The following is a 22,981-nucleotide window of genomic DNA, read 5'->3' as shown; positions in this document are numbered from 1 at the left end:
CGTGGGTGGCGTGAAATTAAGCGTTGTACTCGAAGGTCTTGATACCGGCGCCGATCAGGTCGGGCGTGATATCCAGTGCCCAGGCGGTAGCAATCGCGGCCAGCAGGGCCGGCGTGTCGGGGCGCTTGCCGCCGGGCAGGCTCAAGGCCTCGAGCGTGCCCAGCACGCGCTCCTGCGCACCGGTGGCCAGCACCACGTTGCTGCCCTTGACGAAGACGGCACGGCCACCCTCGTGCTGGGCCTCGGTGTTGGCGCGGTGAGCGGCGACCGCGGCATTGCCGGCGTCGGTGGAGTACAGAATCACTTCGCCATCGCAGAGCTCGGCGAGCTCGGCCACCTCGGGCAGGTCGGCGTTGAGCACGCCCGCGCCTTCGTCCAGCACCACGTCGATCTGGGTGCGGATCACGCGGCGCATCTGGCCGGGCTCGAGCACATCGTGGTCGGCCAGGGCTTCGTAGCCGTCCATGTCGGTGACCACGCCGACCAGGCAGCGGTCATAGGCCAGGCCTTCCTCGAGGATGGAGCGAGAGGTGGTCTGGATCACCGCGGCCTGGGCCAGGCGGTTGGTCAGCAGGCGGTGGGCGCCGGCCCAGTTGGCGGTATTGGTCTTCTGGGTCTGGCGGTTGGCCAGGAACATGCCTTCGCTGCAGGCCACGCCGGTCAGCTTGCCCGACAGCTGCAGCAGCCAGCCGACCAGGCGCGAGATGAAGGCGTTGCCCCGCGTACCCACGATGCCCACCACGGGGATGCGGCCGGCGCCGGGGCCGTCCTCGCGCGGGAACAGGTGGTCGGCGATCGCCATGCCCACGGGGCGCGGTGCGCCGCTGGTGGGCTTGAGGTGCATCAGCAGGCCGGGGCCGGCGTTGACTTCGAGAATGGCGCCCTGGCCCTGCATGGGCTGGGACACGTCCTTGAGGATCATGTCCATGCCGGCAATGTCCAGGCCCACGATCTTGGCCGCCAGCGTGGCGTAGTAGGCCACGTCGGGATGCACGTCATCCAGGCAGTCGATGGCCATATTGCCGTTGCGCTGCAGCAGCACGCCCTGGCCCTGGGGAATCACGGAGTCGGGCGTGACATGCTGGCGGTTGAGTTCGAGCTTGACGGCGCCGGCCTCCAGGTTGATCCAGTCCAGCGGATATTCCTGCTCGGGGCCGCGGCGCGGGTCCTGGTTCAGCACTTCCACCAGCTCGCGCAGCGTGGCCTTGCCGTTGCCGTAGACGGAGACGGTCTCGCCCTTGGTCGCGGCCACCACCTTGCCGCCCACCACCAGCAGGCGGTGCTCCACGCCGTCGATGAATTTCTCGACGATCACGTCCGAGCCCTCGGGCTCGGCCAGCGCAAACGCGGCCTTGATATCGGCTTCCTGGGACAGCTCCAGGGTCACGCCGCGCGCATGGTTGCCGTCGGAAGGCTTGACGGTGACGGGGAAACCGATGTCCTGCGCGACTTCCCAGGCTTCCTCGGGGCTGCGCACGATCTGGCCCTCGGGCACGGGCACGCCGCAGGCGGCCAGCAGGCGCTTGGTGAAGTCCTTGTCCTGGGCAATGCCTTCGGCAATGGCGCTGGTCTGGTCGGATTCGGCGGTCCAGATGCGACGCTGGGCCGCGCCGTAGCCCAGCTGTACCAGGTTGCCGTCGTTCAGGCGGATATGGGGGATGCGGCGCTCGCTGGCCGCATCGACGATGCAGCCCGTCGAGGGGCCGAGGTAGCGGTCGTTGATGGCCGTCTTGATGGCGTGGATGGCGGGCTTGAGCTCGAAAGCTTCGTCGTTGATGGCGGCCATCAGCAGCTTGTGCCCGTATTCCAGGGCCACGCGGGCCACGGCCTCCTCGGGGCAGCGGAACACCATGCGGTACACGCCGCGCTTGGAAATCTCGCGGGTCTGGCCGAACTCGGCGGGCATGCCGGCCAGGTTCAGCAGTTCGATGACCACATGCTCCAGCACATGGCCCATCCAGGTGCCGCCTTCGAGGCGCTGGATGAAGCCGCCGCGTTCGCCCACGCCGCAGGTGTGCTCGACCAGGTCGGGCAGCCAGCTGGTCAGGCGCTCATTCAGGCCGGGAATCTTGTTGGACGGGTAGTCCTCCAGCTCTCCCAGATCCAGCCATACCTCCAGTACGGGGCGGTAGGTCCAGACACTGGGGCCACGCAGAAAGGTAGTGCGCAAGAGTTGGATGTCGTTGAATTTCGCCATGTCAGTCAGCGGGTAAAAATGGGGAGAGCAGGACTTTTTGGGCATCCTGCCCAGATGGGTTGGCATTGTGCGCTCAGAATTGGCATTGTGTAGCTTGTCAGCCTAAACGCAGGTTCGCGCGTTAACCAGGGTGTATCGAACGTCGGGCGCTGCCGCGTTCGCCATCATGCCGATGCGCTGGCACGCATGAGTCTTGGAGCCGCCACCGGCGGAGAAAAATAATTCAACATGCAACATCACCATACTGTGGACGCCTCGGCAATCTTTGCCGGCCCCCTGGGGGACGAATTGCGAGCCAGGCTCGCTAATCATGAAAACGTATTGGCCATCGTCCCGGTTGACCTGAGCGCGGATTTGCAGTTTGGCAACGGCTTGCTGGCCCTGACGCAGGAGCGCCTGCTGGCCTGCGATCCCTGGACCCATCAGTGGAGCGAGTGGAAGCTGGAGGTGGATCAAAGCCTGCGCCTGCAGGACCATGGCGGCGTCGGCAACCTGGAGCTGCACAACCACGATGCGCGCCTGGCGCACTGGTACATCACGCTGACCCACCAGACCTCGATGCTGCTGCTGATGCAGCAGTTCGACCGCCAGCGCGAGCGCATGGCGCGCGGCCAGGACTATGTCGACCAGGACGACGAGGAAACGGCCCACTGCCCGGTGTGCCACACGGTGCTGCCGCCCGATACCGAGGAATGCCCGGCCTGCGCGCGCCAGCAGGCGCCCCAGACCTCGACCTGGGTGTTGCTGCGTCTGTGGCGTTTTGCCAAACCTTACAAAAATCAGCTGCTGCTGGGCTTTCTGCTGACCCTGGCCACCACCGGAGCGCAGCTGGTTGCGCCCTATCTGACCATTCCGCTGATGGACAAGGTGCTGATCCCGTTCCAGAACGGCGAGAAGATCGACCCCAGCCTGGTCACCTTCTATCTGGGTGCGCTGCTGGTGTCGGCGCTGCTGGCTTGGGCCCTGGGCTGGGCCCGCACTTTTGTGCTGGCCAAGGTGTCCGAGCGCATAGGCGCGAATCTGCGCAACACGACCTATAACCATCTGCTGACGCTGTCGGTGGATTACTACGGCAGCAAGCGCACGGGTGACCTGATGGCGCGCATCGGCGCAGAAACCGATCGCATCAACCTGTTTCTGTCGCTAAACGCTCTCGATTTCGCGACCGATGTGCTGATGATCGTGATGACCTCGGTCATCCTGTTCTCCATCAACCCCTGGCTGGCCCTGGTGACCCTGGTGCCCTTGCCCTTCATCGCCTGGATGATCCACACCGTGCGCGACCGGTTGCGCACCGGCTTCGAGAAGATTGACCGCGTCTGGTCCGAGGTGACCAATGTGCTGGCCGACACCATTCCCGGCATCCGCGTGGTCAAGGCCTTTGCCCAGGAAAAGCGTGAATCCGACCGCTTTGCCGATGCCAACCAGGTCAACCTCCAGGCCAACGACAAGGTGAACAAGACCTGGTCGCTGTTCACCCCCACGGTCACGCTGCTGACTGAGATCGGCCTGCTCATCGTCTGGGGCTTCGGTATCTATCTGGTGGCCCACGAGCAGATCACCGTCGGTATCCTGACCGCCTTCATCGCCTACATCGGCCGCTTCTACAGCCGCCTGGATTCGATGAGCCGCATCGTCTCGGTCACGCAGAAAGCCGCGGCCGGCGCCAAGCGCATCTTCGACATCCTCGACCACGTGAGCAACGTGCCCGAGCCCACGAATCCCGTGAAGCTGACCAGCACCCGCGGGGCGATCACCATGGAGGACGTGAGCTTCCGCTATGGCAGCCGCGCCGTCATCAAGCATCTGGACCTGCAGATCAAGCCCGGCGAGATGATCGGCCTCGTGGGCCACAGCGGCTCGGGCAAGAGCACGCTGGTGAATCTGATCTGCCGCTTCTACGACGTCAGCGATGGCTCCATCCAGCTCGACGGCGTGGACGTGCGCCGCATGTCGGTGTCCGACTACCGCAGCAATATCGGCCTGGTGCTGCAGGAGCCCTTTCTGTTCTTCGGCACGATTGCCGAGAACATCGCCTACGGCAAGCCCGGCGCCACGCGCGAGGAGGTCGTGGCCGCGGCGCGCGCCGCCCATGCGCACGAGTTCATTCTGCGTCTGCCCCACGGCTACGACTCGCTGGTCGGCGAGCGCGGCCAGGGCCTGTCGGGCGGCGAGCGTCAGCGCATCTCCATCGCGCGTGCGCTGCTCATCGATCCGCGCATTCTGATCCTCGACGAAGCGACCTCGGCCGTGGACACCGAGACCGAAAAGGAAATCCAGAAGGCGCTGGACAATCTGGTGCAGGGCCGCACCACCATCGCCATCGCCCACCGCCTGTCCACGCTGCGCAAGGCCGACCGCCTGGTGGTCATGGACCGCGGCGAGATCGTGGAAGTCGGCCCGCACGACGAGCTCATGGAAAAGCAGGGTGCGTACTGGCGCCTCTACGAAGCCCAGGCGCGCCGCGCCGAGGAAGACGCCCAGGCCGCAGGCCTGCTGCTGCAGACCTCGGTCCCGTCCGCCGCAAAGGAATAAGACATGATCAACGCTCCCCATTCCGATCTGACCGGCATGCAGCTGGTGCGCAACCCGCATGGCCGTCTGGTGCTGACGCTGGGCGACGGCACGGTCTATGAGTCCGTAGTGCCCGTGCGCGCCTTTCCCATCGCCGCGCCCACCGAAGGCCTGTCGCTGATCGCCGCCGACGGCAAGGAAGCCCTGTGGGTGGCGCATATGGACGACCTGCAGCCCGCTCACCGCCAACTGATCGACCAGGAACTGGCCGCGCGCGAGTTCGTGCCGAGCATAGAGCGCATTCTCAAGGTTTCGAGTTTCTCCACCCCCAGCACCTGGGAGCTGCAGACCGACCGCGGCCTCACGCAGCTGGTGCTCAAGGCCGAGGAGGACATACGCAAGCTCGCGGGCCGCACCAAGCTGCAGATCACCGGCCAGGACGGCGTGCAGTACCGCATTCCCGACAGCAGCAAGCTGGATCGGCATTCGCGCAAGCTGCTGGAGCGCTTTCTGTAAGCGCTCGCTTAAATTCTCTGCAACGGCCTCGCGGGCAACCGCCGAGGCCTTTTTCTGGCTAATCGCGTTGCGGTCATTGATAGGCATGCGCAAGCTGCTATCAAAACAGGATTGAAAAAATTGCTTCAGTTTCCTCAAGCGCTGCCGATACAGAGGCGAGAGAGGTGTTTTTTCGCCCGAATTCTTCCAATCGCAAAGGGTAAGCCATGCCAATTCAACCTATTGACCGGTCACAAACCCCGTGGCGTACTCACGGCGCGGATCTGTATTCCACCGGCGCTTCCGGCGCGGTGCCGGTGCGGCCCGTGAATGCCGCGAACGCGGCCGAATCCGTGGACAAGGTGGGTGAAGGCCGCACGGTGCGCGAGCCCGAGAAGCCCTCGGCCCCCGACGCCGAGAACCGCGACTGGACCCTGCCCGAGGAGATCAAGCAAAAGGAAGAGGTGGAGGATCCGCCCAAGGAGCCGATTTCCAAGCAGCTGATCGAGCTCATCCAGTCCATGTGGCGCGCCAGTGCCCAGGCGGTGGAGCAGGCGCAGGAGAGCAGCAAGTCCGAGGATCTGCTGCAGAGCAAGCAGACGGCGCGCGGCGAGCCGCTGACCTATGCGGAGCCCCGGGTCAAGCGCACGGGCGGCACCAAGTAAGCGCCGGCTGGCCCTGCTTTTGATAGCTGCAGGCGCTTGATGCCTCAGCGCTGCAGCACGGGATAAGGCTTATTTTCTTTCGGGCTCAGCGCCGCCGGCTCCCGGGTTGCCGGCATCGCCGGGCTGGGCTGCGGCATGAGCAGCTTCTGCGGCCTTGGCTTTTTCGCGTGCGGCGCGGTATTTGATGGCATAGGCGCGCACTTCCTCATAGGTCACGAAGCCATCCTTGTCGGTATCGGTTTCGTCAAAGGCGGCGGCCAGCTTGGGGATGATGGCGACCTCGCTGCGGCTCAGCTTGCCGTCGTGGTTGAAGTCCAGCATCTTGAACTGCTGCTGGGCCTTGATTTCGCCCTTGGACAGCTGGGTTTCCTGCTTGTCGCCCGCGGCCTCGTCGGCACGCGCCGTGGGCAGGAGCAGGGCGGCACTGGTCAGCAGCACGCCCATGGCGGCTTTCATGACCGTGCTGCGGTGGGTTTTCTTGGCTTGAGACATGTTGCTGCAACTGGGGGCAAGGCCTGGATTCTCAAGCACCGGCCGGGCCGGCCGTCAGCTTTTTGCAATCGCTTGCCTGGTTTTACATTGGCTTGCGTGTCTGCTCCTGCGCAATGCCGCTGCGCACATGGCCCGCAGGCACATGGCTGGCCGCATTGCGCACATGGCCGGTCTGATCGTCGAAGAAGAAGTCGGGCTCGAACTCGCGCAGAAACCCGCCCTTGACCAGCCCGCCCAGAAACATGGCCTCGTCCACGGCGATCTTCCAGTCCATCAGCGTGTTCAGCGCGCGTTCGTGCGCGGGGGCGCTGCGCGCCGTGACCAGGGCCGTGCGTATGCGCATGCCGGGCAGCTCCATCTGCTGCAAACGGTGCAGGGCTGCCAGCAGCGGCTTGAACGGGCCGTCGGGCAGAGGCTGGCTGGCTTTTTCCTGCTCATGTCTTTGAAAGGCTTCCAGGCCTTCGGTCTGGAACACGCGCTCGGCCTCGTCGGAGAACAGCACGGCGTCGCCGTCAAACGCGATACGCACCTCCTGCGGGTGGCTGTCGCTGGCGCGCCTGGAGTCGGTGAACACATGGGCGGCCGGGTAGCCGAGTTGCAGCGCCTGGGTCACGTCATCGGCATTGGCCGACAGAAACAGATGCGCGCCCAGCGGGCGCAGATAGGCAAAGGGATCGCGCCCCTGGGTGAACACGCCGCGCTGTATGGAGTCCAGGCCATGGGCCTTGGCCGAGCGGAAGACCCGCATGCCGCTGACGGGGTCGTTGCGTGACAGCAGCAGCACTTCCACGCGCTGCTGCTCTGCGGTGTTAAAGGCCAGCAGCTTCTTGACCAGCGAAAACGCCACGCCGGGAGCCGCGGGCACATCCAGGCGCTCGCGCTGCAGGCGCAGATAGGTCGTGGGGTCGCCGGCCTCGAAGAGGCGGTTTTCCTCCTCGAAATCGAACAGCGCGCGCGAGGAGATGGCGACCACCAGCTGGTCTTGCAGGGACACGGGCATGAAGTCTTCCGGCAGAAAGCGATGGGCCGAGCATAGCGGCTAGCCTCAGGACGTGGATAGCGCGGGTTGATGACAGGATTATTTCATTTTCTGAAATTAATATTTGCAGATCCAAGGGTTTTTACTTATGGCCTGAAAACCTAAAGTTCAGGTCATGGATTCGCTGCAACCGATCAATTTCAGAAGCAGTCAGCGAACTCCTGAAAAGACAGGTTTGGAGAAAATCATGAAAAACACCATCCGTTTTGCCGCTGTTGCCGCCCTGGCCGTGTCCGCTGTTGCCGCCCAGGCTGCGGGTTTTGACTTCACCGGTGATCACTATCCCGTGCAAGCGCAATCGCAAAGCAATCTGACTCGCGCAGAAGTGGTTGCTCAGGTCCAGGACGCCATGGCACGTCACACCATGCTGGTGCAAGGCGATGAGCTGGTGACCCCCGCATCGGACAAGGTCTCAACCCTGAGCCGTGCACAGGTCCGCCAGGAAGCTGCCGCCGCAGAAGCCGCTGGTGCATTGAGCTTCGGCGAATAAATCGGCACCGGCAAGGCCGGTTGATGAGAGCGAAAAGGTCGAGCCCGGGGCAATTGCTCCGGGCTTTTTTATTGCCCCACCCGCAATGCATGGCGCTGCGGGAGCGTGTGATCTCACCAGTTGGCCTCGCGCTCGGGCGTGGCGCTGATGCGGTGTATGGACAGGTCGGCGCCGTCGAACTCCTGCTCCTGGTTCAGGCGCAGGCCCAGGGTTTTCTTGAGCAGGCCGTAAACCAGCAGGCCGCCAGCCAAGGCCCAGAGCACGCCCAGCAGCGTGCCTATGAGCTGGGCGCCCAGATGCACGCCGCCCAGTCCGCCCAGAGCCTTGGTGCCGAAAATTCCGGCCGCGACACCGCCCCAGGCACCGCACAGACCGTGCAGCGGCCACACGCCCAGCACATCGTCGATCTTCCAGCGGTTCTGGGTCAGCGTGAACATGGCCACGAAGATGGCGCCGGCTGCCGCGCCCACGGCCAGTGCGCCCAGCGGGTGCATCAGGTCCGAGCCCGCGCAGACCGCGACCAGGCCGGCCAGCGGGCCGTTGTGCACAAAGCCGGGGTCGTTTTTGCCCAGCAGCAGGGCCGCCAGCGTGCCGCCGACCATGGCCATCAGCGAATTCACGGCGACCAGGCCCGAGATCTTGTCCAGGGTCTGGGCGCTCATCACATTGAAGCCGAACCAGCCCACGGTCAGGATCCAGGCGCCCAGCGCCAGAAACGGAATGCTGGACGGCGGGGTGGCGGCAATCGCGCCATCACGGCGGTAGCGGTTGCGGCGCGGGCCCAGCAGCAGCACGGCGCCCAGCGCGATCCAGCCGCCCACGGCATGCACGACCACGCTGCCCGCGAAGTCATGGAACTCGGCGCCGGTCAGCGACTTGATCCAGGCCTGCACGCCGAAATGCTGGTTCCAGGCAATGCCTTCGAAGAAGGGGTAGATCAGGCCGACGATGAGGGCCGTGGCGAGCAGCTGCGGCCAGAATTTGGCGCGCTCGGCGATGCCGCCCGAGATGATGGCCGGGATGGCGGCCGCGAAGGTCAGCAGAAAGAAGAATTTGACCAGCGCATAGCCGTTGAACGCGGCCAGCTGTTCGGCGCCCACGAAAAAGTGCGTGCCGTAGGCCACGCCGTAGCCGACCACGAAATAGACCACGGTAGAGACCGAGAAGTCGACCAGGATCTTGACCAGTGCATTGACCTGGTTCTTGCGCCGCACGGTCCCCAGCTCCAGAAATGCGAAACCCGCGTGCATGGCCAGGACCATGACCGCGCCCATCAAAATGAACAGGGCGTCTGCGCCCTGTTTTAGTGCTTCCATGAAAGCGCTCCAGCTGAAATTTGCTATGTATTGGTGCGAAATTGCGTGTCAGGCACGCAATGCACTAAAAGCAAGCAAAAACTGCGCCATGCGGCGCATGCAGAGGAGCGGCCGGGCCGCAAGCCTATTTGACGAACTGGTTGAGCTGGATGATGGGCATGAGCACGGCCAGCACGATGAGCATCACCACCAGGCCCATGGCCACGATGAGCAGCGGCTCCAGAATCGTGGCCAGATGCATGGCGCGGCGCTGCACCTCGTTCGACAGCTGGGTGGCCGCACGCTGCAGCATCAGCGGCAGCTGGCCGGTCTGCTCGCCCAGGCGCGCGAACATGGCGACCAGGCCCGGAAAGCGCTTTTTCTGTGCCAGAGCCGAGGCCAGCGGCGCGCCTTCGCGCACCAGGGCCAGAGCGTCCATGGCATCGGCGCGCAGCGCGCGGTTGTTCAAGGTCTCGGCCGCCGCCTGCAAAGCCTTGAGGATGGGCACGCCGGCGCCCGCCAGCATGGCCAGCGTGCCCGCAAAGCGCGCCGCGTTATAGCTGCGTGCGAGCCGGCCGACCAGCGGCAGGCGCAGCCACTTGGCATCAAAGCTCTCGCGGAAGGCCTCGTTCTTCAGGGCCAGGCGCAGGCCCGCGCCGCCCAGCAGCAGCATGGCCAGCATGGCCCAGCCATAGTGGCGCACGAAGTCGCTGATGGCGAGCATGACCACGGTGAGAAACGGCAGCGCGCGCTTGGTGCCCGCAAACACGCTGGCGACCTGGGGCACCACATAGCTGACGAGAAAGATCACGATGACGATGGCCACCAGCGTGACTATGGCCGGGTAGAGCGAGGCGCCTATGAGCTTGGAGCGCAGGGCCTGGCGCGCTTCCAGATCGTCGGCCAGATTCTCGAGCACCGGCCCCAGGCTGCCGCTGGCTTCGCCCGCGCCTATGACGGCGCAATAGATGTCGGAAAACTCGCGCGGATGCTGCTCGAGGGCGCGCGCAAAGCTGGAGCCTGCATTGACCTCGGCGCGCAGGGCTGCGACCAGCTGGTGCTGGCGCTCTTCGTCGGCCTCCTCGGCCAGGGCCGCCAGAGCGCGCTCTATGGGCAGGCCGGAGCCGACCAGCCCCGAGAGCTGGCGCGTCCATACGGCCAGGGCCGTGGAGTTGAACACCGGGCGCGTGAACCAGCCGGCCGATGCCGCGCCCGCCTTGCTCCGGCCCGCGGCCACGGGTTCCACCTGCAAGGGCACCAGCGCCTGGTTGCGCAGCTGGCTGCGCGCGGCGCGGGCGTTGTCGGCTTCCAGGGTGCCCTTGCGGGTCTGGCCCTGGGCGTCCAGGGCTTCAAAGGTAAAGGCGGGCATGCGCGGATCGTTGTGCTTTGGGAGTCTTGCCGCAGATGGTAGCGACTATTGATGTCAGCCGATCTGCTTTTGCCGAACCCCTGGCGTCCCGAATCCGCCCACGGGGCTGGCGAGCGCGGGCCGCAGCTCAGGCGGCGACGGCCATGGGCCCGTCGAGAGCATCGGCGCGCACGGAGGCCGCACGCTGCAACAGGGGCTGGGCATAGGCCTTGAACTCGGCCAGCGCGGGCAGCGAGCCCTGCATCATGCCCCAGCCTATATAGCTGGCCAGATACAGGTCGGCGGCGGTGAAATGCTCGCCGCACACATAGCGCTTGCCGGCCACGGCCTGCTGCAGCGTGCGCACCACATCGTCGAAGCGGCCAAAACCGGCCGCCGTGGCCTGCCTGTCGGTCTGGTTTTCCAGCCAGCCTTCGATTCGGGCGTGGATGGCTGCATCCACGGGGCCGGCGACAAAGAACAGCCAGCGCAGATAGGCGGCGCGCTCCGGGCTGCCCTGGGGCGGGGCCAGATGCTTGGCGGGAAACAGCTCGGCCAGATAGGCCAGGATGGCGCCGGTCTCGGTGATCACGGCATCTCCGTGTTGCAGCGCCGGCACCTTGCCCATGGGATTGATGGCCAGATATTGCGGCGTCTTCATGGCCTGGCCGTATTCGAGCTCCACGGTTTCATACTCGGCCCCGCACTCTTCGAGCATCCAGCGCACCGTGCGCGCACGGGACATGGGGTTGCTGTAGAAGCGCAGTGTGGGGGCGGTGGCTTGGGACATGGAAGTTCTCCTGAATGGGCATGGCAAAAACGCCATGCAGCCAATGTAGGAGCGGGGGCTGACAGTTTCTGTCAGCAGCGTGAGCGGGCCGCTGGGGCTCAGATCGAATAGCCGGTCTGCTCCAGCCAGCGCTGTATCAGCTCCTGGCGCCGGTGCGGATAGCGTTCGCCCAGGTCTTCCATGGCATGCACGCGGTCGGCGCGGAAGTGGCGGAAGTCCTGGCGCAGCTCGCACCAGGCCGAAACCACGCGGGAGCGCTCGAAATAGGCCATGGCAAACGGCCAGACCCGGCGCCGGGTCGGCGTGCCATGCTGGTCCTGGTAGTGCAGCACCACCTTGTGCTCGGCGCGTATGGCGCGGCGCAGCGCCGTCTGCCAGGGCTCGGACCGGACCGAGTCCTGCATATTGGGCACCAGCAGGCCGCTGGTGTCGACGGCAATGCGCAGATCCAGCGGCAGCGCGCTGCGGATGCGGTCCATGGCCGTGCCGGCGGCCTGGGCCAGCTGCGGATCGGCCTGCAGGCTGGCCCAGCGCGCGCCCAGCAGCAGGGCCTCGAGCTCGTCGGCGTTGAACATCAGCGGCGGTAGCAGAAAGCCGGGCCGCATCTCGAAGCCCAGACCGGGATCGCCCAGGATGTCGGCGCCCTGGGCGCGCAGGGTGGCGATATCGCGGTACAGCGTGCGCAGGCTCACGTCCAGCTGCTGCGCGAGCTGCGGCCCGGTCTGCGGCTGGCGTGCGCGCCGCAGCGCATCCAGCAGCTGCAGCAGGCGGGCGGAGCGGCTCATGGCTTCAGGCCTGCATGGCCTGGGCCGTGAGCTCCAGGCTGCGCAGGCGCAGCTCGGCGTCGTAGACATCGCTGACCAGCATGAATTCGTCGGCCTGGGTGTCGTCGGCGAGTTTCTGCAGGCCCTGGCGCAGGGTCTGCGGGTCGCCGATCACGCCCACGGCCAGAAAGTCGGCGATCGCGGCCTGGGCGCGCGCATCCAGCTGTTCCCAGAAGTTCTCCACGGGGGGCATGAGCCGGGTGCGGTTGCCGGTCAGAATGCCCAGCACGCGCTGGTAGGTGCTGCTGGCCAGGTACTGGGCCTCGGCATCGGTGGGCGCCGCGATCACGGGCACGCCGACGATGACATAGGGCCTGGCCAGGGTGGCCGAGGGCTTGAACATCTGGCGGTACAGGGCCAGGGCCTGATGCAACATGCGCGGTGCGAAATGCGAGGCAAACGCATAGGGCAGGCCCAGGTGCGCGGCCAGCTGGGCCGAGAACAGGCTGGAGCCCAGCAGCCAGATGGGCACATTGGTGCCCGTGCCCGGCATGGCGATGATGCGCTGACCTTCCCGCGCCGGACCCAGCAGCTGCTGCAGCTCCTGTACGTCGCGCGGAAAGTCTTCCTCGCTCTCCACGCGGTCGCGGCGCAGCGCGCGCATGGTGGTGCCGTCGGTGCCGGGCGCGCGGCCCAGGCCCAGGTCGATGCGGCCCGGATACAGCTCGGCCAGCGTGCCGAAGGCCTCTGCCACGACGAGGGGCGCGTGGTTGGGCAGCATGATGCCGCCCGAGCCCACGCGTATCTTCTGAGTGGCGCCCGCGATATGGCCGATCAGCACGGCCGTGGCCGAGCTCGCAATGCCCGGCATATTGTGGTGCTCGGCCAGCCAGTAGCGGGCAAAGCCCAGCTTCTCGGCCTGCTGGGCCGTGCGCACGGCTATCTGCAGTGCATCGGCCACCGTGCCGCCTTCGCGCACGGCGACCAGATCGAGCATGGACAGTTGAACCTTGTTGAGCGGTTTCATCGGGACCCCATATCAAATGAATAGCTGCTTGCGCTTTGCTGCAAAGCGCTTCAGCAGGTTTTGACCATGAAAGCCGGTTGTGGCCGGCATGGGGACCATTCTGGCAAAGCCCGTATTTCCGGGGGCGGGTAAGGGCGCCCGGTCAGGGGTGCTATCACGGATGCCCGCTCAGCTGTCGCGCATCAGTCCCGCGTGACGCGCATCACCTCGGCCACGGTGGTGATGCCTTCGCGCACCAGGCGCTCGCCGTCCTCGCGCATCAGCTGCATGCCGGCGGCCAGGGCCGTGTCGCGGATCTCGGCCTCGCTGGCCTGGCGGTGGATTTGCGCGCGAATGGCGTCGTCCACCACCAGCAGCTCGAAGATGCCCGTGCGGCCCTTGTAGCCGCTGGGCTCGCTGTGGTCGATCTTGCGCACCAGGCGCTGGGCCAGCACGCCCAGCAGCGAGGACGAGAGCAGAAACGGCTCTACGCCCATGTCGATCAGACGCGTGACGGCGCTGGCCGCGTCGTTGGTGTGCAGCGTGGCCAGCACCAGGTGGCCGGTCAGCGAGGCCTGGATCGCGATCTGCGCGGTCTCGAAGTCGCGGATTTCGCCGATCATGATCACGTCCGGATCCTGGCGCAGTATGGCGCGCAAGGCCTTGGCGAAGCTCAGCTCGATCTTGCTGTTGATCTGCGTCTGGCCCACGCCCGCGAGTTCGTACTCGATGGGGTCTTCCACCGTCATGATGTTGTTGCGGCCGGCGTCCATGCGCTGCAGCGCCGCATACAGCGTGGTGGTCTTGCCCGAGCCCGTGGGGCCGGTGACGAGCACGATGCCGTGGGGCTGGGCCGTCAGGTGCGTGAAGCGCTCCAGGGTCTGGCCGCCCATGCCCACGGCCTCCAGGCTGAGCTTGCTCTCGCTCTTGTCCAGCAGACGCAGCACGGCGCGCTCGCCATGGGCGCTGGGCAGTGTGGAGACGCGCACGTCGATGGCGCGCGTGCCCAGGCGCAGGCTGATGCGGCCGTCCTGGGGCAGACGCTTTTCGGCGATGTCTAGGTCGGCCATGATCTTCAGGCGCGAGATCAAGGCCGCGTGCAGCGCGCGGTTGGGCTGCACGACTTCGCGCAGCTCGCCGTCGACGCGAAAGCGCACGCTGGAATGGCGCTCGTAGGGCTCGATGTGGATATCGCTGGCGCCGTCGCGCGCGGCCTGGGTGAGCAGGGCATTGAGCATGCGGATGATGGGCGCGTCGTCGGCCGTCTCCAGCAGGTCTTCGACGGCGGGCAGCTCCTGCATCATGCGCGACAGATCGGCGTCCGACTCGACCTCGCTGACCACCATGGCCGCGCTGGAGTCGCTTTGCGCATAGGCGGCGCTGATGCGGTGGGCCAGCGCGCCCGCGTCCAGCGACTGCCAGCGCTGGAGTGCATGCTTGCGCTGCACCTCCGAAACCGCCGACCAGTCGGGCTGCGGACCGTGCCAGAGCACGGCTTCCTGGCCGTCATCCTCGATCAGCAACTGGCTGCTGCGCGCAAACGCATAGGGCAGGGGATAGCGCATAGATGGCCTTGGCTTACAGGGTTCCTGGCGCGGCGGGCTGCGAGGCCGGCGCTGCGGGCGCCACGGGCTTGCCGTCCACCGAAGGGTGGCCGGGACGGGTGAAGTCCACCAGCTCGGGCTTGGCGCCGGGCACGATGACGACATTGGGCTGAGCCGCACCAGGCTGGGCCGCACCAGGCTGGGCGGTTGCAGGCATGACGGCCGCGGCATTGACGTTGCGCATCAGCAGATTGGCGTCGGGCTGCACCGTCTGCTGCGCGCCGCGTATGGCTTCGTAGCGGTCCTGGGAGAGCTGGCTGGAGGCATTGGCGTCGCGCAGCACCATGGGACGCAGGAAGACCATGAGATTGGTCTTCTTGCGCGAGCGGGCCGTGTTGCGGAACAGGTTGCCGACCAGGGGAATGTCGCCGAGCAGGGGCACGCGCTCCTGGGTTTGCTGGTACTCGTCGGCGATCAGTCCGCCCAGGACCACGATGCCGCCGTCCTCGACCAGCACATTGGATTCTATGGAGCGCTTGGTCGTGGTCGCGCCGCTGAGGCTGCCGGAGGTCCCCTGCTTGACGGCCGAGTTCTCCTGGTAGACGGCCATCTTGATGGTGCCGTTCTCGTTGATCTGCGGGCGGATGCGCAGCAGCGTGCCCACGTCCTTGCGCTCGTAGGTGGTGAAGGGATTGACCGTGCCGCTGGTGGAGGTGTTGGTGTAGGAGCCCGTGGGGAAGGGCACGTTCTCGCCGACCATGATGCTGGCTTCCTCGTTGTCCAGGGTCATCAGGTTGGGAGTGGACAGAATGTTGGTGTCCGCATCCCCCTGCATCAGATTGACCAGCGCGCCCAGGCTGGTGTTGCCGTTGACGTTCTGGGTGAAGCCCAGGTTCATGCCCTTCATGCCGCTCAGCGCGGCAGCGCCGGCGTCGGAGGTGCTGCCGCTGTTGATCAGGCTGCTGACCGCGCCCGAGACGCCGAAGATATTGGGAATGCCGCTGACCGAGGTGCCGTTGCCCAGCACGCCCACGATGCGGCCGTTGTTGCGGATGATGGAGCTCCACTGCACGCCGAACTGGGCGGCCTTGTCGGCCGAGACCTCCACGATCAAGGCCTCGATCAGCACCTGGGCGCGGCGGCCGTCGAGCTTGTCGATGACGGCGCGCAGCTGGCGATACAGCGGCCCCGGCGCGGTGATGATCAGCGAGTTGGTCGTCGGGTCGGCCTGGATCATGCCGCCCGTGGACGGCTGCTGCGCGGTGCCGAATTTGGAGCTCGGGCCCGTGGTGCCGCCGCCCAGGCCCACGGTGGCGCTGCCGTCGGTGCCGCGCGAAACCACGGGCTGGGACATGGTGCCGGCGGTGCCGGTAGTGCCCGCGATGGCGCTGCCGGCCTGGGTGCCGAGAGCGCCGGCCGCCGTGGTCTGAGCGTTGACGGCCGCGCGCAGCGTGGCTGCCAGCGAGACCGCATCGGCGTTCTTTAGGTAGATGACGTGGATATTGCCTTCGTCGCCGCTGCCGGTCATGGCCGGCTGGTCCAGGCGCGCGATCAGCGAACGGATCTGAGCGAGCTTGGCGGGGTTGGCGGCGCGGATCAGCACCGAGTTGCTGCGCGGCTCGGCGAGTATGGAAGTGCGGAAGCTGTTGTCGGTCTGGCCGGCCGTGGCACCCGCGGCCGTCTGCACCGCGCCGGCCGTGGCGCCGCCGCCTTCCAGCAGCCGATTGACCAGGGCCACCATGTCGGCGGCCACCGCATGGCGCAGCGGTATCACTTCCACCTCGGTGGCGTTGGAGATATCGGTGCTGGCAATGATGCGCGAGATGCGCTGCAGATTGTCCGCATAGTCGGTGATGACCAGGGAGTTGTTGCCGGGGTTGACGTTGATGGTGTTGTTGGGGCTGATCAGCGGGCGCAGCACCGGCACCAGATTGTTGGCGTTCTCGTAATTGAGCTTGAAGATCTGGGTGACCACCTGGCCGCCCGCCGCATGGCCGCCGCGGCCACCGTTGCTGATGGCCACTTCATTGGCCTGCAGCTTGGCATCGGCCTCGGGAATGACCTTGAACAGCCCCGCGGACTCGACCACGGTAAAGCCCTGCATGCGCAGTGCGGCCAGGAATTGCTGGTAGGCCGTGGCCGGCGACACGGCCTTGTCGGTCAGCAGCGTGATCTGGCCCTTGACGCGCGGGTCCACCACCACGTTGCGGTTGGTGATGGCGGCGATCGCGCGCGAGACGGCTTCGATGTCGGCGTTGGTGAAGTTCAGCGTCACGGGTTCGCCGGGGCGCAGGCTGGGCGTGTTCTGGGCATGAACAGCGCTTCCGGCGCAGGCGATGATTGCGGCTGCAGCTATGGATTTGAGAGTATTGCGCCAGACGAAGGTTGAATGCTGAGTCATGGGTCAACCGAAGGTGATGATGGAGCGCGTGCCTTGGCGGCGCCCCAGGATATTGAGCAGATTGGCGAGGGCCGCTTCGCGCTCGGGGCTGGCAGCGGCTTCGCCGTTGAAATGCAGGCGCGAGTCCACCCACCGGCCCTGGCCGCTGAGCTGCAGATCGCCGCTCAGCGTGGAGAGATCCAGCCGCGGGCTGTCGCCGCCCAGTATGTCGAGGCGGTAGCTGCCCAGGGGCTTGAGCGGCGAAAGGCGCGAGGAAACGGCCAGTGCCTCCAGCCGGGTCAGCCCCTGACTCGAGGCCCGGCCCGCACGGTATTGGAGTTGCAGCCCCTGGGTGGACAGGCGCAGCTGGCCTTGCAGGGCCACGGTATTCCAGGGCGTGCCCAGGCCGGCCAGCATGTCGGCGGGCAGCTGGATGGCGCTGTCCTCGAGTTCCAGGCTCAAGACATTCCAGCCCGGCTTCAGCCTGGCCTGCACCGGGGCGCTGGTGCAGCACTCGGTCTGCAGCGTCATGCTGGCGCCGGTGAGGCCGGGGCGCAGCGTCCAGCTCAGGCGCGTGGGCAGGGCCGTGTGGTCGCGGCTGTCCCGGCCTCCGGTCAGCGTCAGGCGCGCGGAGCCATTCCAGATCGTGCCGCGGGCCTCCTGCAGCAGCACCTGGCCGCCGCTGGCGGAGGCGATGCCGGCGGCCAGCCAGGCGGCGGGCGCCCAGAGAACGCTGGCGAGCAGGGCGCCGCACACAGCCCCGGTCACGGCCCAGGCGCGCGGCGAGCGCGGCAGGCTCCGGGAGCGTGGGGCAGGTCGTGGTGGCAGGCTGGGGCTCATCGCTGGACGGGCGCTGCTAACGGGACTCGGCCATGCCGGGCAGATCCAGCAGCAGGCTGCCGCTCCAGCGGGTGATGGCCTCGGCCTTGGCGCTGCTGGCGAGGCGGTTGAGCTTCATCTCGGCCACGGAAGCATGGCTGTTGTCGCGGACCTGGGCCAGCCAGCGGGCCAGCGCCGGGGCCGGCGCATGGGTGAGCGTGACCTGGGCGCGGCCGCCAAGCCATTGCAACTGGGCGCTGCTGCCGAGTTCGGCACTCAGCGATTGCTGCAGCTGGGTCTTGGCGTCGGTGCCGGTGTTCTGGGGCTGCTGGCGCAGCAACTCGGCCTGGGCTTGCAGCTGCAGCATCTGCTGCAGCTCGCGCTCCGCAGCAGCATGGCGTGCCGGGGCGGTGCGCAGGCTGTGCAGCGCGGGCGCCAGAGCGATCCACCAGACCAGGGCCAGCAGCACCATGGCGGCTGCGACGAGCAGCATATTCTGTTCGCGCTGGGCCAGGGCCTGCCAGCGCTGGCGCAGTGGCGCCAGGGCTTGTTTCAGAGTCGGCTGCGGTTTCATGGTCTGGCCTTTGCGGTGAGCACCAGGTCGGCGGCTTCGCGCCGCAGCGTGAAGCCATTGGCATCCAGGCTTTGCTGGGCATCGGCCAGAGCTTCCGCGGAGAGTTCCAGGCCGGAGATGCGCAGCTGTTTGTCCTGATACTGCAGGGTCTTGGCATTGGACATGCCGCCTATGACAGCGCTGGCGCCCAGCAGCGACTCGAGATCGCTGCTCGAGAGCGCGCCCGAGTTGCTGCGCAGCATTTCCAGCTCGCGCTGCATCTGCACCGGCGCATCGACAATCACCGGCACCTGCGGAAAGGTGGTCTGCAAGACCTGCCTGGCCTGTTGCTGGCGCTGGGCGATGGCGCGGTTTTCCTTGACGGCCCAGGCGTTCAGGCCTGCGAGCTGGGCCACAACGGCAAGACCTACGGCCCAGCGCGCGGCACGCCACTGCGGCGCCTTGGCAAAGCTCTGCCAGGCATCGAGCAGGCGGCGGCGCAGACGGGTGCTGTGGCCCAGGTCCAGATCGAACTGGGCCAGATCGCCGCCGAAACCGTTGGCCGCGAGCAGGCGCTGGGCGCCGGTATGGATGTTGACCGGACGCTGCAGGGTCTCGGCAGCCTGCGCGAGCTGGGGTTCGGCCAGCAGCGGCAGATCCTGGGGCAGGGCGCCGAGCAGGGCTTGCAGCAGGGCCGCATCGGCCCGCTGCGGCAGCCAGGCCAGGCCGGCTTTGCCATCCAGGCCCGTGGCGCAGAGCTGCGCGCCGGCCGTATCGCCGCAGAGCAGCAGCTGCGGTTGCGCCGAGGGCCACAGCTCGGGCACGATGCGGCTGGCGCCATGGCCTGCGGCCTCGAGCGCCTGCAGATGGGCTTGCAGCCAGGCCTTGTCGCAGGCCGCGACCCAGCCGGGCTCGCCGCCGGCATCGGCGGCCAGCGCCAGGTGCAATTGAGCAGGGTCGTCGAGCAGCTTTTCTTCAAGCAGGCCGTCCAGCACTGCGCGCACGCGCGGCTGCTGTCTGCGGCTGTGCGGATTCAGGCCCGGCGGCAGGGTGACGCTGTGCCAGGACAGGCGTGCCATGGGAATCACGGCCACCACCTGGCCGGCACGGCCCATGGCGGGAAGCAGGGATGCCGCAGCCTGACCGCTGCGCTGGGCGTGCTGGCCGTCGTTGCTTAGAGCGTAGGAATATTCACTGGCTGCACTGGCGTATTCCGCGGGCAGCTGTATCAACAAGGTGCTCATGAGGGGAATGAAGCATTCTATGAGAGCAATGTGACATCAAGGAGTCACGGCCGCACAACTGCGGGCATACCCCAATCGGCCTGTTCCTGCCACAGCGTGGTGACATTCATGTCCTTGCGCTGCAGCAGCGAACGCTGACTCAGGACGTTGTCGCCCAGCCGCAGGCGTCCACGGGCCTCGAAATACTCGGTGGTCACCGAGTGCGAGCCACCTTCGAAGGCGTCGGCAATGCCCAGCGCCTTGGCCGCGGCCTGCAGGGTTTTGAAAGGCGTGGCGTCGCGCAGCTGCACCAGCTGGCCGGCGCTGGACCAGTCCAGCTTGGGGCTGCTGGCATACAGCACCTCGGCGCTGGCCGTATTGATGTTGACGGCGGTGCGCTCGGGCAGCAGGGTGACATAGGGCTCGATGCGTGCCACCAGGCGCGGATCCAGGCCCAGCCAGACCAACTGGCGCACGGTGCGCGGCATCAGGGGGGCGTCTTGCGCCTTGCCGCGTGCCGCCTGCAGCAGGGCTGTGGCGATCTGCTGGACTGAGCTGGAGGGCAGGCCCAGCCGTGCGAACAGCCGGATAAACGGCTTGAGGTCTTCCTCCGTCACCGTCTGGCCCGTGCTGCCCAGCAGATTGCGCAGGTTCAGCCGTGCCTGCAGATCGACGATTTCGCCGGACAGGAATGCGTCCTGCACCTCGGCCTGGCCATCGTCGATCTGGCTGACATTGTTCTTGGCGGCCAAAAAGGTGGACAGCCGCGCTTCCTGCAGCGGCACGGCCCAGGGTTCGCCGAGGTGGTCTATGGGATCGTTGCGGTTGGCGCGCGAGTCTTCCTGCAGCACCACGCGCGACCAGTCCTGCGCGCCCAGCAGCAGCCAGTTGGCCTGCACGCGGTTGCGCTCAGCACTTTCCACCTCCACGTCGCGCCACTGCTGCCATAGGGCGGCCGAGGCCAGCGTGGCCACCAGCACCACGGTCAGCATGGCGGCCAGCAGTGCGGCGCCGCGCTGGTGCGAGCGCGCGCCTTGAACAGGCACGACGCAAGCCAGAGACGGCCAGCAAGGGCCGCCCCGCAGCAAAGGCCGTCGTCCCCCTCGGGGGGAAGGCGCGAAGCGACTCAGGGGGGGTCTCATGATGTCATGACTTGTTATTGGCGCGCAGCGGGTTGACCCAGTCCACGGTCAGCACGCCGTTCAGGGTGCGGCCCGGCGGCAGCGTGAGTTCCAGGCGTATGCCGTCGGGCACCGTGGGCAGATGGTTACCGGCCGAGCCGCCGGCGGAGCCGCTGGCATCGCTGGACTGCGGATTGGTCCAGGCATTGCTGCGGTAGTAATAGACACGCCAGAGGTCCAGGGGCAGCAGCACGGTTTCGCGGCGCGTCTGGTCGCTGGACGGATTGCGCCCCCATTGCGCGGCCTGGGTCCAGGCATCGTTCCATTCGCTGGCCGTGCGCAGCGGCAGCGACTGCCAGCGCAGCCACTGGAACTGGCCGTCCACATTGCGGCGGCTCCAGGCCACGACCAGAGCGCCGCTGTCCATGGCTGCGCTGCTCTTGCGCGTCAGGCGCAGCACCTGGCCGTCCCAGTCCAGCACCTGGCGGTTTTCCAGTGGCATGAGCGCATTGAGGTCGGCATTCCACTGGGCCAGCACCGTCTGCAGCACGGCCTGTTGCTCGCCTTGGACGCGGGTGCTCTCCTGGGTGCGGATCATGCCGTCCAGCCCGCGCCAGCTCATGATGGCCAGCAAGGCCATGGCCGCCAGCGCTACCAGCAGCTCGATCAGCGTGAAGCCGCGACCCCGGTTTTTTTTCTGGGCTGAACCAGGTCGGGGAGACACAAAACCGGCATGGCCCAGGCCAGGGACGGCCGGCAAGGGCCGCCCCGCAGCCAAGGCCGTCGTCCCCCTAGGGGGGGAAGGCGCGAAGCGACTCAGGGAGGGCATCAGTACCTCCCCACGATGGTCGAGACCCGCAGCACCGGGGCCGAGTCGGCAAACACCTGGGCGTCGACGCGCCTGAAGCTGGGATTGGGCGTGGGGCGCACGCTGAGCTGAACCTGCAGCTGCCGCCCCAGTTGCTGGCAGGGGATGCTGCTGTCTCCCACGGCGGGCATCTGGTTGATCAGCTGCAGCCGCACCAGTTCGTTCTGGGCGCAGGTCTGGGCCAGGATGGTATCGGCCTGGCGCTGGGCATTGCGGGTGAGCGCACTGCTGGCCTGCAGACCCGCGAGCAGCGCCACGGCCACCATGCCTACGGCGACCAGCACCTCGATCAGCGTGAAGCCCTGCTGCAGCGGACCGGTCTTCATCGCTGCACCTGCAGACTCTGCACGCTGAACGGGCGCAGGCCGTCGGTCACCAGTTGCAGCGGCGGCGATGTGGAGTCGGGCAGCGACAGGGTGATGGTCTGACGCGGGATCAACGGCTCCGGCCCCAGCACCACGGGCGTTCCGGGCTGCACCAGCACGGCCGTCTGCAGCCACTGGGTGGGCATCTTCACGCTCTGGGGCAGGCCTTCGAAGCGAAAGCCCTGGGGCATGGGGCGCCAGATCACCAGTGTGCCATTGGTGCGTGCCTGTGCGCGGGCCGACTCCAGCAGCGTGGCCAGGCGCTGGGCTTCGCGCTCCAGCTGCTGCCCGCCGTTGTCGCGAATGGCCAGGCTCACACCGGCCGTGGCCAGCGCCATGATGGAAATCACGACCAGCAATTCAAGGATTGTGAAGCCCCCTTGAGGCGCTGCGCGCCTTCCCCTCAGGGGAGCAGCAGCCTTTGCTGGGGCAGCCCACGCTGCGGGACGGCGCGGCCGGCTCAGGCCCTTGCTGGCTGCTCCATGGTTGGGGTGCGCCAGTTCTATAGGCTGCATATGAGAGCGAAAAAGCGGTTTTCTGTCTATTGCCAGCTGCCGATATCCGCATCCTTGCCTTCGCCGCCGGCCTTGCCGTCGGCGCCGAAGGACATGATGTCGATCGCACCCTTCACGCCGGGGTTCAGGTATTGATAAGGATTGCCCCAGGGGTCATTGGGCAGCTTTTCCAGATAGGGCTTCCAGTTGCCGGGAATCGGGCCCGAGGTCGGCTTGGTCACCAGTGCCTGCAAGCCCTGCTCGGCCGTGGGATAGCGCTGGTTGTCGAGGCGGTAGAGCTTGAGGGCCTGGTTCAGATTCGCGATATCGGTCTTGGCGGCCGTCACGCGTGCATCGTCGGCACGGTCCAGCACATTGGGCACGATGAGTGCGGCCAGCACGCCTATGATGACCAGCACCACCATCAGCTCGATCAGTGTGAAGCCACGCGCGACAGTGTGGCGAATGGCAGACAGTGGGCGGCGGCTGGTGATTGTCATGTTGCACTGTAGGAAGAAA

At 66.6% G+C, this 22,981-nt stretch carries 22 protein-coding genes; 4 read left to right on the top strand and 18 right to left on the bottom strand.

Annotated features, from left to right (window positions below; translation table 11 throughout):
* Positions 1-16 precede the first annotated feature (16 nt).
* The gene (locus tag AB6724_RS14815; RefSeq protein ID WP_369339294.1) at positions 17-2,197 is read right to left on the bottom strand and encodes a cyanophycin synthetase; all 2,181 of its coding nucleotides are present in this window, start codon (positions 2,195-2,197) and stop codon (positions 17-19) included.
* Positions 2,198-2,425: 228 nt separating this feature from the next.
* Between AB6724_RS14815 and AB6724_RS14810 the strand changes: the two genes are divergently transcribed.
* The 3 genes from AB6724_RS14810 to AB6724_RS14800 all read left to right on the top strand — a co-directional run bounded on the left by AB6724_RS14810 (position 2,426) and on the right by AB6724_RS14800 (position 5,871).
* Positions 2,426-4,732 carry a cyanophycin metabolism-associated ABC transporter gene (locus AB6724_RS14810; RefSeq protein ID WP_369339293.1) on the top strand — a complete coding sequence of 769 codons (2,307 nt, stop codon included), beginning with the start codon at positions 2,426-2,428 and terminating at the stop codon, positions 4,730-4,732.
* Between the two features lie 3 nt (positions 4,733-4,735).
* Positions 4,736-5,227 (top strand): cyanophycin metabolism-associated DUF1854 family protein, encoded by a 492-nt coding sequence (locus AB6724_RS14805; RefSeq protein WP_369339292.1) that lies wholly within the window; start codon positions 4,736-4,738, stop codon positions 5,225-5,227.
* A gap of 206 nt (positions 5,228-5,433) precedes the next feature.
* On the top strand, positions 5,434-5,871 hold the full coding sequence (locus AB6724_RS14800; RefSeq protein WP_369339291.1) for a hypothetical protein: 438 nt from the start codon (positions 5,434-5,436) through the stop codon (positions 5,869-5,871).
* A 69-nt stretch (positions 5,872-5,940) separates the two neighbouring features.
* On the opposite strand, the gene AB6724_RS14795 is transcribed toward AB6724_RS14800, so the two are convergent.
* Both AB6724_RS14795 and AB6724_RS14790 read right to left on the bottom strand, forming a co-directional pair.
* A complete protein-coding gene (locus tag AB6724_RS14795; RefSeq protein WP_369339290.1) occupies positions 5,941-6,363 on the bottom strand; it encodes an EF-hand domain-containing protein in 423 nt (140 codons plus the stop codon).
* A gap of 82 nt (positions 6,364-6,445) precedes the next feature.
* Positions 6,446-7,363, bottom strand: coding sequence for a 5'-nucleotidase (locus AB6724_RS14790; RefSeq protein ID WP_369339289.1), 918 nt, complete (start codon positions 7,361-7,363; stop codon positions 6,446-6,448).
* A gap of 154 nt (positions 7,364-7,517) precedes the next feature.
* Here AB6724_RS14790 and AB6724_RS14785 point away from each other — a divergent pair, with 154 nt between their 5' ends.
* Positions 7,518-7,892 (top strand): DUF4148 domain-containing protein, encoded by a 375-nt coding sequence (locus AB6724_RS14785; RefSeq protein ID WP_369339288.1) that lies wholly within the window; start codon positions 7,518-7,520, stop codon positions 7,890-7,892.
* Positions 7,893-8,005: 113 nt separating this feature from the next.
* Here the strand turns inward: AB6724_RS14785 and AB6724_RS14780 are convergent, their stop codons facing one another.
* The 15 genes from AB6724_RS14780 to gspG form a co-directional block, all read right to left on the bottom strand.
* The gene (locus AB6724_RS14780; protein ID WP_369339287.1) at positions 8,006-9,208 is read right to left on the bottom strand and encodes an ammonium transporter; all 1,203 of its coding nucleotides are present in this window, start codon (positions 9,206-9,208) and stop codon (positions 8,006-8,008) included.
* A 124-nt stretch (positions 9,209-9,332) separates the two neighbouring features.
* Positions 9,333-10,556 (bottom strand): type II secretion system inner membrane protein GspF, encoded by a 1,224-nt coding sequence (gspF, locus tag AB6724_RS14775; RefSeq protein WP_369339286.1) that lies wholly within the window; start codon positions 10,554-10,556, stop codon positions 9,333-9,335.
* Between the two features lie 127 nt (positions 10,557-10,683).
* A complete protein-coding gene (locus tag AB6724_RS14770) occupies positions 10,684-11,325 on the bottom strand; it encodes a glutathione S-transferase family protein (RefSeq protein WP_369339285.1) in 642 nt (213 codons plus the stop codon).
* Positions 11,326-11,423: 98 nt separating this feature from the next.
* Positions 11,424-12,110: a helix-turn-helix transcriptional regulator gene (locus AB6724_RS14765; RefSeq protein WP_369339284.1), complete on the bottom strand. Its 687-nt coding sequence runs from the start codon at positions 12,108-12,110 to the stop codon at positions 11,424-11,426.
* 4 nt (positions 12,111-12,114) lie between these two features.
* Positions 12,115-13,116: an LLM class flavin-dependent oxidoreductase gene (locus AB6724_RS14760; RefSeq protein ID WP_369339283.1), complete on the bottom strand. Its 1,002-nt coding sequence runs from the start codon at positions 13,114-13,116 to the stop codon at positions 12,115-12,117.
* Positions 13,117-13,298: 182 nt separating this feature from the next.
* Positions 13,299-14,660: a GspE/PulE family protein gene (locus AB6724_RS14755; RefSeq protein ID WP_369339282.1), complete on the bottom strand. Its 1,362-nt coding sequence runs from the start codon at positions 14,658-14,660 to the stop codon at positions 13,299-13,301.
* A 13-nt stretch (positions 14,661-14,673) separates the two neighbouring features.
* The gene (gene gspD, locus AB6724_RS14750) at positions 14,674-17,040 is read right to left on the bottom strand and encodes a type II secretion system secretin GspD (RefSeq protein WP_369339281.1); all 2,367 of its coding nucleotides are present in this window, start codon (positions 17,038-17,040) and stop codon (positions 14,674-14,676) included.
* 3 nt (positions 17,041-17,043) lie between these two features.
* Positions 17,044-17,859 carry a type II secretion system protein N gene (gene gspN, locus AB6724_RS14745; protein ID WP_369339280.1) on the bottom strand — a complete coding sequence of 272 codons (816 nt, stop codon included), beginning with the start codon at positions 17,857-17,859 and terminating at the stop codon, positions 17,044-17,046.
* A 16-nt stretch (positions 17,860-17,875) separates the two neighbouring features.
* Positions 17,876-18,412 carry a type II secretion system protein M gene (locus tag AB6724_RS14740; RefSeq protein ID WP_369339279.1) on the bottom strand — a complete coding sequence of 179 codons (537 nt, stop codon included), beginning with the start codon at positions 18,410-18,412 and terminating at the stop codon, positions 17,876-17,878.
* A complete protein-coding gene (gene gspL, locus AB6724_RS14735; protein WP_369339278.1) occupies positions 18,409-19,635 on the bottom strand; it encodes a type II secretion system protein GspL in 1,227 nt (408 codons plus the stop codon). Before gspL ends, AB6724_RS14740 begins: the two co-directional genes overlap by 4 nt.
* 44 nt (positions 19,636-19,679) lie before the next feature.
* Entirely contained in the window at positions 19,680-20,606 is a 927-nt protein-coding gene (gspK, locus tag AB6724_RS14730; protein WP_369339331.1) for a type II secretion system minor pseudopilin GspK, read from the bottom strand.
* Positions 20,607-20,760: 154 nt separating this feature from the next.
* Positions 20,761-21,459, bottom strand: coding sequence for a PulJ/GspJ family protein (locus AB6724_RS14725; protein ID WP_369339277.1), 699 nt, complete (start codon positions 21,457-21,459; stop codon positions 20,761-20,763).
* A gap of 104 nt (positions 21,460-21,563) precedes the next feature.
* Positions 21,564-21,929 carry a type II secretion system minor pseudopilin GspI gene (gene gspI / locus AB6724_RS14720; protein ID WP_369339276.1) on the bottom strand — a complete coding sequence of 122 codons (366 nt, stop codon included), beginning with the start codon at positions 21,927-21,929 and terminating at the stop codon, positions 21,564-21,566.
* The gene (locus tag AB6724_RS14715; RefSeq protein WP_439329874.1) at positions 21,926-22,336 is read right to left on the bottom strand and encodes a type II secretion system protein GspH; all 411 of its coding nucleotides are present in this window, start codon (positions 22,334-22,336) and stop codon (positions 21,926-21,928) included. The genes gspI and AB6724_RS14715 overlap by 4 nt, the downstream gene beginning before the upstream one ends.
* A gap of 173 nt (positions 22,337-22,509) precedes the next feature.
* Positions 22,510-22,962 carry a type II secretion system major pseudopilin GspG gene (gspG, locus tag AB6724_RS14710; protein WP_369339275.1) on the bottom strand — a complete coding sequence of 151 codons (453 nt, stop codon included), beginning with the start codon at positions 22,960-22,962 and terminating at the stop codon, positions 22,510-22,512.
* Between the last annotated feature and the right edge of the window lie 19 nt (positions 22,963-22,981).

Origin of the sequence: Comamonas guangdongensis (assembly GCF_041079535.1) — a bacterium.
Lineage (GTDB): Bacteria > Pseudomonadota > Gammaproteobacteria > Burkholderiales > Burkholderiaceae_C > Comamonas > Comamonas guangdongensis.
This window is presented reverse-complemented; position numbering and strand designations above follow the sequence as displayed.